Genomic DNA, 13,722 nt, shown 5'->3' on the forward strand with positions numbered 1-13,722 from the left:
CTAATTTTAATTATGAAAAAGAAAAAAAGGGCAAAGCCAACTTTATTCAAGCCCCCGGATTTATCCGTGGGGTAATAATTACGAATTACGAATTACGAATTACGAATTGGAGCGAAGCGACTTGACCTGGGGATGTACTTATCAATAATCTTTCAAACGGGATAGGAAATTTTCCTTCACCAATGTCATAGCCATAAAGCCCCAGAACCATGCTCCTAATCAGGCTCAACACACTATTGTGGGTTCGGTTTTAACTGTCAGGATAATTATTAATATACCTGCTGATTAGTCGCGTCAAAATAGTTTCTTCCATTCATAGCGGGTGGCGATCGCCGCCAGTGGGGCTGCTCCTAAGAAACCATTCTGTTTTCTTAGGAGAGGGTTAATGCTGGACTGTTATACCTTGCCGCTGTCCTCAGTACCTTTCCATTTTGGTGTCAAGGCGTACTACGGAGCCAAGCGAGACTGCGCGATAAACCTGCTTGGGAACGGAATTTTGTCATGATCGCACCTTGGCTGATCATTGCATTGACGCTTGTTACAGCGATCCCCGACCTGGTAAATCACAACTGGGCGACGGAGGCGATCGCCAGAGCATCTGTAGGGCTACTGCTCATCCTGGTAAGTGCAGAACAACTCTTTATCAGAAGCCAAATTCGGCAAGAATCCTGATTACTAGACAGGCAGCACAGGGAGAGCGATCGCTCTCCCTGCGGGCGAGTACGCCATCGCAATCCTGACTTTTCACGGGAAGTCCTAAAACCCCCGTTAAGACAGCAGGGCTGTTTCATTCCATTTCAAACAGGATTTGTCAAGATGGTTAGCGATAAAATTGTAAATAAGGGTGACAATAAGATGAACATTTAAGCCCTTAAATATCAGTAAAATAGTTCATTTTCTCGGCACGCTGGTAACAAAATAACCAATTTTTAATTGCTAGAACCCTTGATTTTTAAAGCTCTTTGGGGAATGAAACAGCCCTGGTTAAGACAGAAGGTAGGGGATAGGGTGTCGGGTGTAGTGAAAAAAAGAAAGTCTTACTACACCCGACACCCTTTGACTTTTCTACATACCGTGAAAAGTCAGATATGGCACCAGTATCTGCGTCGCTTTGCAGTTGATCACTAGTATCGTTTTATCAAGCAGCGTTTGCATTGGACATTACCTCATTTTTCCACCCCTGAGCAGTCTCAACGTTGGAGTGATTTGATGCCTTTACTCTCGTGGCAGTTGTGGTTGGCAAAAGATAGTATCAAAGATTGCCCTCTACCTTGGCAACAGCCAAGCCAGAAATTATCCCCTGGTCGAGTCGCTAACTCCTTTACAGCAGTTTTGGCTCGGGTTGGAACACCTGCACCTGACCCCAAACCCAGAGGAAAGTCTCCTGGTTGGACTCCTGGTAGACCTAGAGCGCCACGGACTCGTTATCCCATTGTCAAAAAAGCTTTTACCAAGCCCAAGAAAGTATCTAAAAATACTGCTTAACTGCTTTTAATCTCTTTTATTGCTCTGGTTTTATTTTATTGTTCGATATGCAGACAATTGCTTCAAATGTCGAGCTATTTTTGCTTGCTTTAGTCTAAACTCCAGTACTTCTTCAAGAGCATTTTTCCGAAATCGCCATTTTTACTTTTGTAGATTTACCATGTTAGAGTCAAGCATATGAGTAAAAACATGCCTGATAACTTGATAAAAGAGGAAGTTGAACGTCTTTACGATCGTATTAGAGCCAAGATTGAACACGAAGACAACCTTGTCAATCAGAGAATAATGTGGATGATTACTTTACAGGGGCTATTATTTACTGCCTACGGCTTTTCCCTTAGTGCTGAAGCCACTTCATTGTCTGTTTCAAGCTCCGATAAAATGTCGTTTATTTCGACATTAACAACACTACGTCAGGCAATGGTTGCGCTGGGTGTTGGATCATCTTTTGCTACATTACTGGGTGTGATTGCTGCTCATCGAGCAATTCGTGATGATGAGCGTACCTTACGCCGTGGGCAAGACAACTCTAAATCTGATCTAAAAACTTTTCCGAATCCGATTGGACGACGTGTCACGAATATAATAGGCATGATCTGTGGTTTAGCTTTTCCATTCCTTGGCGGAGTAGTTTGGATGTGGATAGGAAGATTGTTACCTAATCCTTTAATTGTTGTTATTGCGCTTGTTTTGATATTTGTTATGGGCATAGTTATATGGCCATTCATTGACTTTAAATAATTTCTATTTGAGCTTATGTCCAGAATTGTTAATCATTTGTTTACAACCATGTCTAACAAGGGCGTGCACTCGAAACGGAAGTTTACGCTATCGGTTATGATGCAAGGATTATCGTCCTCCGGTGACGCGCCATCCGTTAGACCGCTAGACCTCGGTTAGGACAGTACTGTAAGATTGCTGGTGAGGTGAAGAATCAACTGAGATTTATACCCGGAGCAATCATCACGATTATGATCACTGGCACTCATTGGGGAATCCCGGTTGGTTGTACCAAGATGTATTGCCCTATTTCAAGAAATCTGAGAACCAGCACTGCGATGCCAACGCATACCACGGGGTTAATGGGGAGTTGAGCGTAACCGAAGGTGGTAGCAAAGTCGGTCAACAACTCTAGTAGGATTGATTAGCCTACGTTTGAGGGGTGTTGCACACTAAGACATTTATAGATAAGACACTACAATCCTTGTAATTGCCATGAATCGCATTCTTACAGCATCAGAACAGTTGATGTGGTTGTCATACAACAACAGCCCGGAAAATGTTACCTTGTCGGCGACCATTAATGGGTCATTTACAATTGAGTTATTAACTGAAGCTTTGGCTTGGCTACAACTGAGGCATTCTCGGTTAAGAGTAAAAATAGTCATTAATAATCAAAATCAGCCACAATTTTCCTTAGAAAATGTTCCACCTATTCCACTACGAGTAATTGAGCGGCAAGGAGAAGAACATTGGTGTTGGGAGATGATAGAAGAATTACGTCAGCCTTTGAGTTGGAACAAAGAGCCACTGCTACGCGTATTGTTGCTGCACTCACCTGATATTTCTAACCTAATAATTACTTTTCATCATTGCATTGGTGATGGTTTATCAGGAGCTTATCTGATCCGAGATATCTTGCAATTTATTGGTGAACCAGACAGCCCTCGTGAGCTTTTACCAGACTTGCCTCCTGTTGATGAAATTATCCCTAATGCGACAAAAAATTGGGTTGAGGAAGATTTAGATAGTTCGATAGAATTGAAATCTATATTAACAACAACTTATCGAAATAATCAGGGAGTAAATACTTTAGAAACATTTCCCATTCGCCTGTTTCGTTGGACGCTATCTCCTTGGGAAACTACCAAGCTTATAGCTCGCTGTCGAGAAGAGAAAACTTCTGTTCACGGTGCTTTATGCGCTGCATTTTTTTTAGCGATCGCTGCTGAAATCAAATCTCATAATGAGATTATTCTCAAGTGTCTTACTCCAATAAATATCCGTAACTATTTAACAATTGATGTTGGCAAAAATCTGGGAGAATACATTACTCGACAAGTCACGGCTCATCGATTAAACCAAAAGACCGATTTTTGGGATTTAGCACGTGAAGTTAAATATAAGCTCAATCAATTGGTAGCAGACGGAAAAATATTTGACGATGTACTAAAAGCAAGAGCCTTATTGTCTAGTAATTCTAACAAAGGTGAGGAAACTTTAGATGCTAGAGATTTAGGAGGAATAGATATTGTAATTACTAATTTGGGGAATCTAAATATTAAACAGGAGTTTGGAAATTTACAGCTACAGGAATTTTATTTTATGGCTACGGGGGCAAAATCTCTACCACTTTTGATAAGTGTAGCAACACTTCAAGATAAAATGTGTTTTCTTTGTCGTTACCAAGAGTCTCTTGTGCCTGATGCAAACGCCTACAACATAAAAAACACAGCTATGGAACAATTGCTTACTGCCCTTGTATAAGTCGGGTAGCAAATGCTACTTGCATTTCTAAAAAAAAGGCTAGTTGGTACTCCCAATCGGTCGGCATCCACGGTGAGTTGAAGCAAAGCATCACAGATCCTAGAGGCAGATCGTCCACACCCAGCACGGGTGCTGAATGACACGTCTGAATTCCGTGAGCGACACATAAGTCCCGCCATCCTTTCGACCAGCGATCATCGTTGGCAATGTCCGCGCAGGTGACGTGCTTCTACTAGAAACAGTGTCATCTACATGATCGCATTTGCACAAGAGCTAGGAAAATTTCTTTTCATTAATGGTCTAGAAATTTTTCTGGTGCTATTTTTTTTAGCATGATCTCGATTGGTTTTACGGCTGCTGCGTGGTGGTTCGTGGAACAACAATCCGAGGAACTGCCGTTCGGCGAATCGCAACAGGAACGCGCGTGACAATAGGAACAACAACGTGGGTTTTCGGGTTGTGGTTGCGGCTCCCCTCAGCACTCTTCTGCTGTCAGAACTGATGAATGGGAATTCATCGGGCGTACCAAAGAAGAGTCCAGACCTACTCCAGTGAGGTTGGTAACAATCTCCGAATATCAAACCGAGTCGATAGCTTGGTAGGCTGCGAGGTCGAACAGTTGTCCGACTCATCCCATTTATGATTATGATGGGTGAATAAGTTCGTAGTCAGGACTTTAGTCCTTGATTTGAGCGCTAAAGCACCTACTACAAACTCAGCAAAGACAGACTACTAAAAAATTCCACAATTTTTGTTGCAATCATAGTTAGGCAAGTTTACCTTGTGGAAAACTTGTGGAAAAACTCAGTTACTTTTCCACAAGGTAATTATACTTAATTAAGTTTCATCGGCGATGTCTCAAGTTTTCCAGAGATATATCTACAAAAAGTAAGATTTTTCCCATAATCTAAGTTAAATTTAATCAATTTTTATACGTTACTTAATATTTTCGACTAATTATTCAGCCATCAATGCTAATTATTAGAGTGCTGGTTGTGGAAAACTTACAATACATCTTCAGGATGGTTTTTGAGAACGACTAGTCATATTGATGCGATCGCTCAGTTGGCGGATTGTTTGTGCTAAGGTGCGATCGCTCTGGTGGAGTTGGGTAATTTTATCGCAACTATAGATTACCGTGGTATGGTCTTTACCACCAAACTCCTCGCCAATTCTCGGCAAACTCAGAGACGTGTGTTGGCGCATGAGATACATTCCTATTTGACGCGCCCAGCTAATCTCTCTTCGTCGTGAGTTACTTTTGAGATCGTCTATTGAAACATCAAAATTATCCGCTACAACCTTTAAAATTGCTTCTGGAGTAGCTGCCATTTTTTCATTAGGCGGTTCTAAAACTGGTGTGATATTTTCTACCGTCATCGGTAAGCCCCAAATAGAAATATAAGCTACCGCCCGAATTAAAGCTCCTTCTAATTCTCTAATATTAGAAGTATAGTTAGAAGCAATATACTCAATCACGTCGCGGGGAAGACTAATATTTTCATCCTCAGCTTTTTTTTGCAAAATTGCCATTCTCGTTTCTAAATCCGGCTTTTGGATATCTGCGATTAATCCCATAGAAAACCGAGAACAAAGCCGTTCTTGCAAGCTAGGAATCTGATTAGGAGGACGATCAGAAGCAATGACAACTTGTTTACCAGCTTCATGTAAAGTATTAAAAGTATAAAAGAATTCTTCTTGAGTGTATTCCTTCCCTTCAAGAAATTGAATATCATCAACTAATAAAACATCGGCGGCTCGATAATGCTCTCGAAAACTTTGCATACTATCTTTACGAATCGCTGTAATTAAATCATTAGTAAACTGCTCAGTCGAAACATAAAATATTTTACAATTAGGCGAAATTTCCCAGCGATAATGGCCAATAGCCTGCATAAGATGAGTTTTACCCAAACCTACGCCACCGCATAAAAATAAAGGATTAAACTCTTTACCTGGAGATTCCGCAACTGCCAAAGAAGCCGCGTGAGCCATCCGATTGTTAGCACCAACTACAAACCGCGAAAAGACATATTTAGAGTTTAATTCAGTAGTTTTATGATTGTGATTAGGAACAGCTTCGGAAATACTGCTAGGATTTGGTGATTCCCAAGAAACCTCTCGTTCACTCAAATGAGAAACTTCATCACCTTGAGCAACAGTAATGTAAATTCCTACGGGATGACCCAGAATATCTTGTACCACATGAGCAATGGTATTGATGTAATACTTCTGTAACCAATTACGAGCAAATGGGTTAGGAGTACAGATTACCAAGCAATTATTTTCTAATCGCTCTGCACTAGCAGTTTTGATCCAAGTTTCAAAGGTGGGCCGGGATAGTTCAAGCTGTAGGCGCTCTAGTACCTGACTCCACAGACTTTCTATGGGAATTTCCATTATCCACCACCCTTGCTGCTAACCGTCACAATAGAAGAGAAAGCACTAATTTAGCATCCAGACACGCTAGACCTAGAATAAGCTTTTAAGTTGTAATCATTTTGGGACATACCCGGTAGGCAAGATCCTAACACCAGTGATTGATATGGAGAAGCAACGACACATGAAGACAACAAACCATGATTTAGCGCCCAAAAAGATTAATACCAGGGGTTTACCTCACAGGTTGTGGATGCTCTCATCCGGGGTAGCAGTGGTGTTCCTGGGGAGCTGCTCTCTTTTACCTGCTAAAACCTTTGAGATTCGACAAAGCGAGATTCAAGCCCAAAGGACAATAGAACCCAATCCGGTAATTGTCCCCCCGCCAATTATCTCTTCGTCTGAAGATCCTAATTTTGTGGTAAAAGTAGTGCAAAGTGTGGGGCCTGCGGTAGTTCGCATCGATTCTTCCCGAACAATCACTTCTCGCGTACCAGACGAATTTAACAACGATCCATTTTTCCGGCGGTTTTTTGGAGACGGTGCGCCACAGCCTAGACAACGGGTAGAGCGGGGTAGTGGCTCTGGATTTATCATTAATTCTTCAGGTCAAATTTTGACCAATTCCCATGTGGTAGATGGTGCTGATAGAGTGACTGTCACACTCAAAGATGGCCGGACTTTTGATGGTAAAGTACTGGGTGAAGATGCGGTAACGGATGTAGCTGTGATCAAAATTGATGCTAATAATCTGCCAACCTTAGCTGTGGGTAATTCCGATGCTTTGCAACCAGGAGAAGCAGTCATCGCCATTGGTAATCCGTTAGGCTTAAATAATACCGTAACTTCTGGGATTATTAGTGCTACAGGTCGTTCTGGTAGCGATATCGGTGCTAGTGACAAGCGGGTTGATTACATTCAAACGGATGCAGCGATTAACCCTGGTAACTCCGGTGGCCCATTGCTAAATGTTCGTGGCCAGGTAATCGCAATGAACACAGCTATTATTCGAGGCGCTCAAGGTTTGGGATTTGCTATCCCCATTAATACTGTGCAAAGAATTTCCCAGCAATTAATTGCTACAGGCAAGGTGGATCATCCTTATTTGGGTGTTCAAATGGTGACACTAACACCAGATATTAAAGAAAAAATAAAAAATAGAGCAGGCGATCGCTTAAATCTTACAGCAGATGAGGGCGTTTTGCTGGTTGAGATTGTGCCGCGATCGCCTGCATCGGTGGCTGGACTCCGAGTCGGTGATGTGATTAAAAGCATTAATAACCAGCCTGTTACTAAAATTGAAGAAGTACAAAAGCTAGTAGAAAATAGCAAAATCGGTACTAATTTACCAATAGAAGTGGAACGCGATGGGCAAACTATCCAGTTAGGAGTCCAACCTGCTCCTTTGCCCGTGACACGCGAGGGATGATGTTAGTCATTTGTCATTTGTCATTTGTCATTTGTGAATGCCCAATGCCCCATTCCCAATTCCCTACTCCCCATTACCCATTACTTAAAGGAGTTTTATCATGAGTGAGTTAGCGCCAATAATTCAATTAGGAAATCCAACATTACGCCAAAAAGCTGCTTGGGTTGAGAATATTCAAGATGAGCATATCCAAAAGTTAATTGAAGACTTAATCGCCACTGTTGCCAAAGCTAACGGTGTGGGGATTGCTGCGCCTCAAGTAGCACAATCCTATCGTTTATTTATTGTGGCTTCCCGTCCTAATGCCAGGTATCCCAATGCCCCAGAAATGGAACCTACTGCTATGATTAATCCCAAAATTATTTCTCATTCAACTGAAGTTGTCAAAGATTGGGAAGGTTGTTTAAGTGTTCCAGGAATTAGGGGGTTAGTTCCTCGATATAAAGCTATTGAAGTGGAATACACTGACAGCCTCGGCAACTTACAAAAGCAAGAATTAACCGATTTTATCGCTCGGATTTTTCAACACGAGTATGATCATCTCGACGGGATCGTATTTGTAGATCGCATAGAAAACACTCTCGATATGATTACTGAGCAAGAATATCAACAACGAGTAGTTAACAAATAAAAATAATTCGTACTTCGTAATTCGTAATTCGTAATTCGTAATTCGTAATTGAATTAAATCCGACACTAGGGGTGGGGTTTTTACCTACCTTAAGATACAAGGACTTTTTCGCCCACAAGGGATGAGGTTTTGAACCTTTACTTTTTTGATAAATGAGGGTGAGAGTGGGAAGTATTAATTACGAATTACGAATTACGAATTACGAATTATTTAAGCGTGTGCTTCGCAAACCTGTTCGCCCCGCCACAATTGATACAATCGCGTGGCTGGCATTGTCATATATAAAACATCGCCAGCACTGAGCTTAGTTTCTAATAAATCCCAGCCGTGAAGGGTTTGGTGATTTGTTTCTACGTACAAAGGTACACAGTCAGCAGACATAGCTACATCTTTGACCCACTGACCACAAAAGACATGTGAAGGTGTAATCACAGTTGCAAAAGCCACCCAAAGACTATCTGCTGTAATGCCATTGCCCAGGATGCGTCCCCCTAGTGCAGCAGCAGCAAAAGCTGGGGCTGCTAGTTCAGCCGGACTCAGTACCGCCTCGAAGCCAAATAGCTGTTGCGCTATGCCAGCAAAATCAGGATCGGCATAATGAACAATCACCGGAATGCTTGGTGTCAAGCCTTTGGCTTTGAGGGCAATTTCCAGATTGGTAGCATCATTGCTAGTAACAGCAAGCACTGCGGCGGCAGAGTCTATATTGCTGGCTTTAAGTATTGTGCGAAAGCTGGCATCACCTTGAATGACGGGGATACCCAGTTCGCGGGCAGTGTTGATATATTTGTTGTTAGAGTCGGGTTCAACTACTACAACTTCATGTCCACTGGCGTGAAGTTGCTGGACAATTCTTACCCCAATACCACTCAAGCCACAGACAATGTAGTGATATCGCTGGGGAATTCGGGCTGCATCCCAAAATTGTTTAAAGCGGCTTCCTAAGACAAAATCGGTGAGCATGGCATACCAAATACCAATCACCACTGCTCCAATCAGCATCATTACAACAGTAAATAACTTAATACTGTTAGGAGCATTTTCTACTACTTTGTCATTACCACCTGCTCCAGTAATCATGCCGACAGAAAAATATAGAGCATCGACAGGAGATAAACTCAACTCAGCCGACATATAGGTGAATGTAGCAATCAGAATAACCGCCAATAGTACAATAGCACTCACCAGTACCGATCGCCCGTGTTCCTGAAACTGCCTAAGATTAGTCATGACTTTCAGCAGTTTTTTAATCAATGATCTCCGAGGAGAACGAATGCGGGGTTGGGTGCCAATAATTAAGCGATCGCCCACCTTGATCTCTTGTCCAGATATTACACCTGATACCAGATCCATTTCACCTTCTACTGGCAAGTAATAAATCAGCATCCGCGATCGGTCTTCCCACAATTCACTCAGCTTTAAACCCCTCCAGAAGTGGTTTTCATCGATGTATTCTTCGTGAATTGGCCAAGTTTGCTGAAATAATTTGATTTGTCCGATCGCTCGGTTTCCCATTGCTGCAAAAGTGAATACAGGTGCTGCTAATCCCACAACACTCATACTCAAGTGGTTTGGCAAACTTTGATCTAGGCGCTCCCCCAAATTTGTATTATAAAAACGGTTGATAATCCGAATCTGGGGATTCAGCACCCGCGCTTGCATCATAATAGACAAATTCAGAGCATCTTTAGATCCAGCGATTACTAAAGTGTGTGCCTGTTGAATTCCTGCTGCTGTTAGGGTAGCAGCTGCTTCTAAATCGCCAACAATCACATCTCCTGCTGTTTCGCCAGGGATAGATTGGTGATGAATGCCAACAACGAAGGCTCCCTGGTGTCTCAGCAAACGAAAGGTTTTATATCCGGTACGTCCTAAGCCACAAACAATAATTCGGGGTTTCATGAAACGGCAGCATCTTTTACAGGTAAAGCTGCATTTCTAGTTATTTATCAATATTGTTGCCCACTTTCCTAGAATATAACTGTAGCTGACAACACGATTGTTTCAATTGGAGGCTGGAGGCATTTTTGCTTCGTTGCTATCCCGCCTTGGAATAAATTCCAAGGCTAATAGCTAAAGTCCTCTCAAGAGGACTAAATACAAGAGTTTAAGCCATATAGATAGTTTTACTTTGTAAAAACGAAAATTTCAGTCCACGCTTAGTGGAGTTTAGCTATTAGCCCCGAACTTCAGTTCTGGGCGGGCTATCGGGTGAGCGCAACACTTGGTAGGAGAGTTTTTCTAGGTAGGGTTTCAACAGCCAATAAAATAATATAGAAAAATATGGGAATTTTTGTAGGTTGTGATACGCTATCTGCTTGAGGAGTGTAGAGGAACCGAAAATGGCAAAGCTGCGCGTGGGGTTACTGTTTGGCGGTCGTTCGGGAGAACATGAAGTTTCAATCAAATCAGCACGGGCGATCGCTAAAGCCTTGAGTGCAGAGCAAAATGCTAATAAGTACGAAATCCTGCCTTTTTACATCCAAAAAGATGGACGTTGGCTAGCTGGAGAAGCACCCGAAAAGGTTTTAGAAACCGGCACTTTGCTACTGGAATCTGAACAATCAACATCTGTTGGAAATCTGACATCCAACCCTCAAGCCCAAACACTCAGCAAGTGGCAATCTCCCTCTCAAGTTGCCCAAGTGGATGTTTGGTTTCCCATTCTCCACGGCCCCAACGGTGAAGACGGGACAATTCAAGGGTTACTAACTTTGATGCAAGTCCCTTTTGTTGGTTCTGGGGTGTTAGGTTCGGCAATGGGGATGGATAAAATTGCTATGAAAATGGCCTTTGAGCAAGCGGGACTACCACAGGTAAAATATAAGGCGATCACGAGAACGCAAGTTTGGTCTAATCCTTGCGTGTTTCCGAAGCTGTGTGATGACATTGAGGCAGCATTAGGTTATCCCGCTTTTGTTAAGCCTGCTAATTTGGGTTCATCAGTGGGTATTGCCAAAGTGCGATCGCGCCAAGAATTAGAAGCCGCTTTAGATAATGCTGCTAGTTACGATCGCCGATTAGTTGTAGAGGCTGGTGTCGTAGCCAGAGAAGTAGAGTGTGCCGTTTTAGGTAATGATCAACCGCAAGCCTCTGTCATTGGAGAGATTACTTATGACAGCGATTTTTATGACTATGAAACTAAATATACAGAAGGTATGGCAGATTTACTGATACCTGCACAGCTTCCAGATGCGATCGCCCGTCAAATTCAGGACATGGCTTTGCAAGCTTTTGCAGCCGTTGACGCTGCGGGGTTAGCAAGGGTAGATTTCTTCTATGTCGAAGCAACACAAGAAGTTTTGATTAACGAAATAAATACGTTGCCAGGGTTTACTGCGACTAGTATGTATCCCCAACTCTGGGCCCATAGTGGAGTCTCTTTTCCAGAATTAGTTGATCGGTTAATTCAACTTGCCATAGAAAGGCATTCTCCTAGCTGACAGAGAAAATAACCGAACTGATTTCAGATTATTACGGCGAAAAGTCACAAGAAATACAGAACTTTGACAAAAGTTAGCCAGATTTAGTAGCATCCATTTTACAAAAAAAGCTACTTAAATCTGAAATTTTGTTACGGATACCTGATGCTTAACTCCTCCAGTACAATTTATGGACTAGAGGGGTACAAATCTGAAAGTAATCATGGAAAAAAGTCAGAGTGTACAGCGCGAGCGAACCCAACTAAGAGGGGCTACTCCAGAGCTGACAAACAGGAAATCGAGATTAAAACAAAGCTCGAACGTTCTGATATATCTGGTTGCACATCATCCTTGGCTATTGTTGACTGGGTGTTTAGCCATGTTTTTGGGTGGTGGTGCTTTTGCCCTGTATAGCTTAGGTAATGCTGGACAGGTAACACAAGAAGAACCAGAAAAAATCCCAGTTATAGTTGAAGAACCAATCAATGCGCCCTCTGAGAATAGCAATCCTACACCTTTATGGATGGTGGCTGCGATCGTCCTCAGCTGTGGTAGTGGTTGCTTGCTCATTTTCCGAATGCTCAACCGGACAAAGCAACCGCAAAAAGTCCAAAAACTGGTTAACCGTCATCAGGCACGCTTGGCACAGAACCATTACCAAAGATTGGAACCTCGCCTTCCCAAGAATCAGCCAGTCTTTGTGCCACAGTCACAACTGATACCCGTTATGCAGATGCGACCTAAACCAAAACATCTGGTGACGGTTCTACCAGCAGAACACAAGCACCACTTGGATACGCGCACAGAATCTTTAGCAGACTTAATGGATCTTCGTAAAGATAGTTCATTGTCTGCAATTTTACGCCAGTCTTAAATTTCCTGTAAAGCAAAAACCTGTCAAAATAATATTTTTTGCTAATTAAGGCATGGTTATACCGTGCCTTTACTAATATCTAGAGGATATATAGCAGTCCAAAATAATTCGTAAACTTCTTTTCTTGGCGGCTTGGCGGTTCGATAATCTTACAACTCAAATAGGATTCAATACGCTTGGGTTAGCGCCAAAACCCTTAAACTGTGTAGGTTGGGTTGAGGAACGTAGACCCAAAGGGGTTTCTTGCAGGGTAACTCAACATTTCTGGCGCTTTGTTGGGTTGCGCTTTGCTTAACCCAACCTACAATTTTTCTCAGGACTTACGCATTAAAAACCTGAAACCTCGATCCCCCCTAACCCCCCTTAAAAAGGGGGGAATCTTAAGAGCCAACTTTTTAAGGGGGTTGGGGGATCTCTTGTGCGTAAGTCCTAACTGCTATATAGCTGTTCTCACTTCGGTGCAACCTCACCTCGTATTTGAGCCAAAAACCATAAACTGCGTAGGTTGGGTGGAGGAACGAAACCCAACATTTTCGCGGGTTTGTTGGGTTTCACTACGTTCCACCCAACCTACGATTATCTACGATTATCCTTAACTGAACCGTATTGCTTTTTAAGGGGGTTGGGGGATCTCTTGTGCGTAAGTCCTAACTGCTATATAGCTGTTCTCACTTCGGTGCAACCTCACCTCGTATTTGAGTAAAGCAAACACTCCCCCTTAAGCAATTTAGCTATTTGCTTACGGAAAACACCAAAATGAGAAAGCGATCGCAGCTTTTGCTTGCGGAAAACACCGAAATGAGAAAGCAATCGCAGCTTTTGAATAAGCAATAGCAGCTTTTGCTTGCGGAAAACACCGAAATGAGAAAGCAATCGCAGCTTTTGAATAAGCAATAGCAGCTTTTGCTTGCGGAAAACACCGAAATGAGAAAGCAATCGCAGCTTTTGAATAAGCAATAGCAGCTTTTGAGTAAGCAATCGCAGCTTTTGAGTAAGCAATCGCAACTTTTGAGAA

General features: G+C 42.5%; 13 protein-coding genes. 10 read left to right on the forward strand and 3 right to left on the reverse strand.

The features are described from left to right. The first annotated feature begins 482 nt into the window (after positions 1 to 482). The 6 genes from LC653_RS25300 to LC653_RS25325 all read left to right on the forward strand — a co-directional run bounded on the left by LC653_RS25300 (position 483) and on the right by LC653_RS25325 (position 4,527). Complete coding sequence (locus tag LC653_RS25300; protein WP_229497470.1) at positions 483 to 740, forward strand: hypothetical protein; 258 nt, start codon at positions 483 to 485, stop codon at positions 738 to 740. Between the two features lie 469 nt (positions 741 to 1,209). After that, entirely contained in the window at positions 1,210 to 1,485 is a 276-nt protein-coding gene (locus LC653_RS25305) for a hypothetical protein (protein ID WP_229497471.1), read from the forward strand. Positions 1,486 to 1,674: 189 nt separating this feature from the next. After that, on the forward strand, positions 1,675 to 2,226 hold the full coding sequence (locus LC653_RS25310; protein ID WP_229497472.1) for a hypothetical protein: 552 nt from the start codon (positions 1,675 to 1,677) through the stop codon (positions 2,224 to 2,226). A gap of 202 nt (positions 2,227 to 2,428) precedes the next feature. Further along, a complete protein-coding gene (locus LC653_RS25315) occupies positions 2,429 to 2,620 on the forward strand; it encodes a GMC family oxidoreductase N-terminal domain-containing protein (RefSeq protein WP_308189140.1) in 192 nt (63 codons plus the stop codon). Between the two features lie 80 nt (positions 2,621 to 2,700). Continuing rightward, the gene (locus tag LC653_RS25320; protein ID WP_229497473.1) at positions 2,701 to 3,972 is read left to right on the forward strand and encodes a phthiocerol/phthiodiolone dimycocerosyl transferase family protein; all 1,272 of its coding nucleotides are present in this window, start codon (positions 2,701 to 2,703) and stop codon (positions 3,970 to 3,972) included. A gap of 342 nt (positions 3,973 to 4,314) precedes the next feature. Continuing rightward, positions 4,315 to 4,527, forward strand: coding sequence for an SUMF1/EgtB/PvdO family nonheme iron enzyme (locus tag LC653_RS25325; protein ID WP_229497474.1), 213 nt, complete (start codon positions 4,315 to 4,317; stop codon positions 4,525 to 4,527). A 462-nt stretch (positions 4,528 to 4,989) separates the two neighbouring features. Here LC653_RS25325 and dnaA read toward each other — a convergent pair whose 3' ends face one another. Continuing rightward, positions 4,990 to 6,372 carry a chromosomal replication initiator protein DnaA gene (dnaA, locus tag LC653_RS25330; RefSeq protein ID WP_229497475.1) on the reverse strand — a complete coding sequence of 461 codons (1,383 nt, stop codon included), beginning with the start codon at positions 6,370 to 6,372 and terminating at the stop codon, positions 4,990 to 4,992. A 163-nt stretch (positions 6,373 to 6,535) separates the two neighbouring features. On the opposite strand from dnaA, the gene LC653_RS25335 reads away from it, so the two are divergent. Beyond that, positions 6,536 to 7,780: an HhoA/HhoB/HtrA family serine endopeptidase gene (locus LC653_RS25335; RefSeq protein ID WP_229497476.1), complete on the forward strand. Its 1,245-nt coding sequence runs from the start codon at positions 6,536 to 6,538 to the stop codon at positions 7,778 to 7,780. Between the two features lie 100 nt (positions 7,781 to 7,880). Further along, positions 7,881 to 8,411, forward strand: coding sequence for a peptide deformylase (def, locus tag LC653_RS25340; protein WP_229497477.1), 531 nt, complete (start codon positions 7,881 to 7,883; stop codon positions 8,409 to 8,411). Between the two features lie 210 nt (positions 8,412 to 8,621). Here the strand turns inward: def and LC653_RS25345 are convergent, their stop codons facing one another. Further along, positions 8,622 to 10,313, reverse strand: a complete 1,692-nt coding sequence (locus LC653_RS25345; protein ID WP_229497478.1) for an NAD-binding protein — start codon at positions 10,311 to 10,313, stop codon at positions 8,622 to 8,624. Positions 10,314 to 10,753: 440 nt separating this feature from the next. Here LC653_RS25345 and LC653_RS25350 point away from each other — a divergent pair, with 440 nt between their 5' ends. Together LC653_RS25350 and LC653_RS25355 are read left to right on the forward strand one after the other, a co-directional pair. Next, complete coding sequence (locus tag LC653_RS25350) at positions 10,754 to 11,854, forward strand: D-alanine--D-alanine ligase family protein (protein WP_229497479.1); 1,101 nt, start codon at positions 10,754 to 10,756, stop codon at positions 11,852 to 11,854. 202 nt (positions 11,855 to 12,056) lie between these two features. Next, positions 12,057 to 12,707 (forward strand): hypothetical protein, encoded by a 651-nt coding sequence (locus LC653_RS25355; protein WP_229497480.1) that lies wholly within the window; start codon positions 12,057 to 12,059, stop codon positions 12,705 to 12,707. A gap of 684 nt (positions 12,708 to 13,391) precedes the next feature. On the opposite strand, the gene LC653_RS25360 is transcribed toward LC653_RS25355, so the two are convergent. Next, positions 13,392 to 13,706 carry a hypothetical protein gene (locus LC653_RS25360; protein WP_229497481.1) on the reverse strand — a complete coding sequence of 105 codons (315 nt, stop codon included), beginning with the start codon at positions 13,704 to 13,706 and terminating at the stop codon, positions 13,392 to 13,394. Positions 13,707 to 13,722 lie beyond the last annotated feature (16 nt).

This window comes from Nostoc mirabile CHAB5784 (genome assembly GCF_020829645.1).
Classification (GTDB): Bacteria; Cyanobacteriota; Cyanobacteriia; order Cyanobacteriales; family Nostocaceae; genus Nostoc; species Nostoc mirabile.

What these genes read in the sequence shown, in the direction of transcription:
- dnaA (WP_229497475.1), bottom strand. Translation starts at nt 6,372, where the DNA reads ATGGAAATTCCCATAGAAAGTCTGTGGAGTCAGGTACTAGAGCGCCTA.
- LC653_RS25350 (WP_229497479.1), top strand. Translation starts at nt 10,754, where the DNA reads ATGGCAAAGCTGCGCGTGGGGTTACTGTTTGGCGGTCGTTCGGGAGAA.
- LC653_RS25310 (WP_229497472.1), top strand. Translation starts at nt 1,675, where the DNA reads ATGCCTGATAACTTGATAAAAGAGGAAGTTGAACGTCTTTACGATCGT.
- LC653_RS25305 (WP_229497471.1), top strand. Translation starts at nt 1,210, where the DNA reads ATGCCTTTACTCTCGTGGCAGTTGTGGTTGGCAAAAGATAGTATCAAA.
- LC653_RS25355 (WP_229497480.1), top strand. Translation starts at nt 12,057, where the DNA reads ATGGAAAAAAGTCAGAGTGTACAGCGCGAGCGAACCCAACTAAGAGGG.
- def (WP_229497477.1), top strand. Translation starts at nt 7,881, where the DNA reads ATGAGTGAGTTAGCGCCAATAATTCAATTAGGAAATCCAACATTACGC.
- LC653_RS25335 (WP_229497476.1), top strand. Translation starts at nt 6,536, where the DNA reads ATGAAGACAACAAACCATGATTTAGCGCCCAAAAAGATTAATACCAGG.
- LC653_RS25345 (WP_229497478.1), bottom strand. Translation starts at nt 10,313, where the DNA reads ATGAAACCCCGAATTATTGTTTGTGGCTTAGGACGTACCGGATATAAA.
- LC653_RS25320 (WP_229497473.1), top strand. Translation starts at nt 2,701, where the DNA reads ATGAATCGCATTCTTACAGCATCAGAACAGTTGATGTGGTTGTCATAC.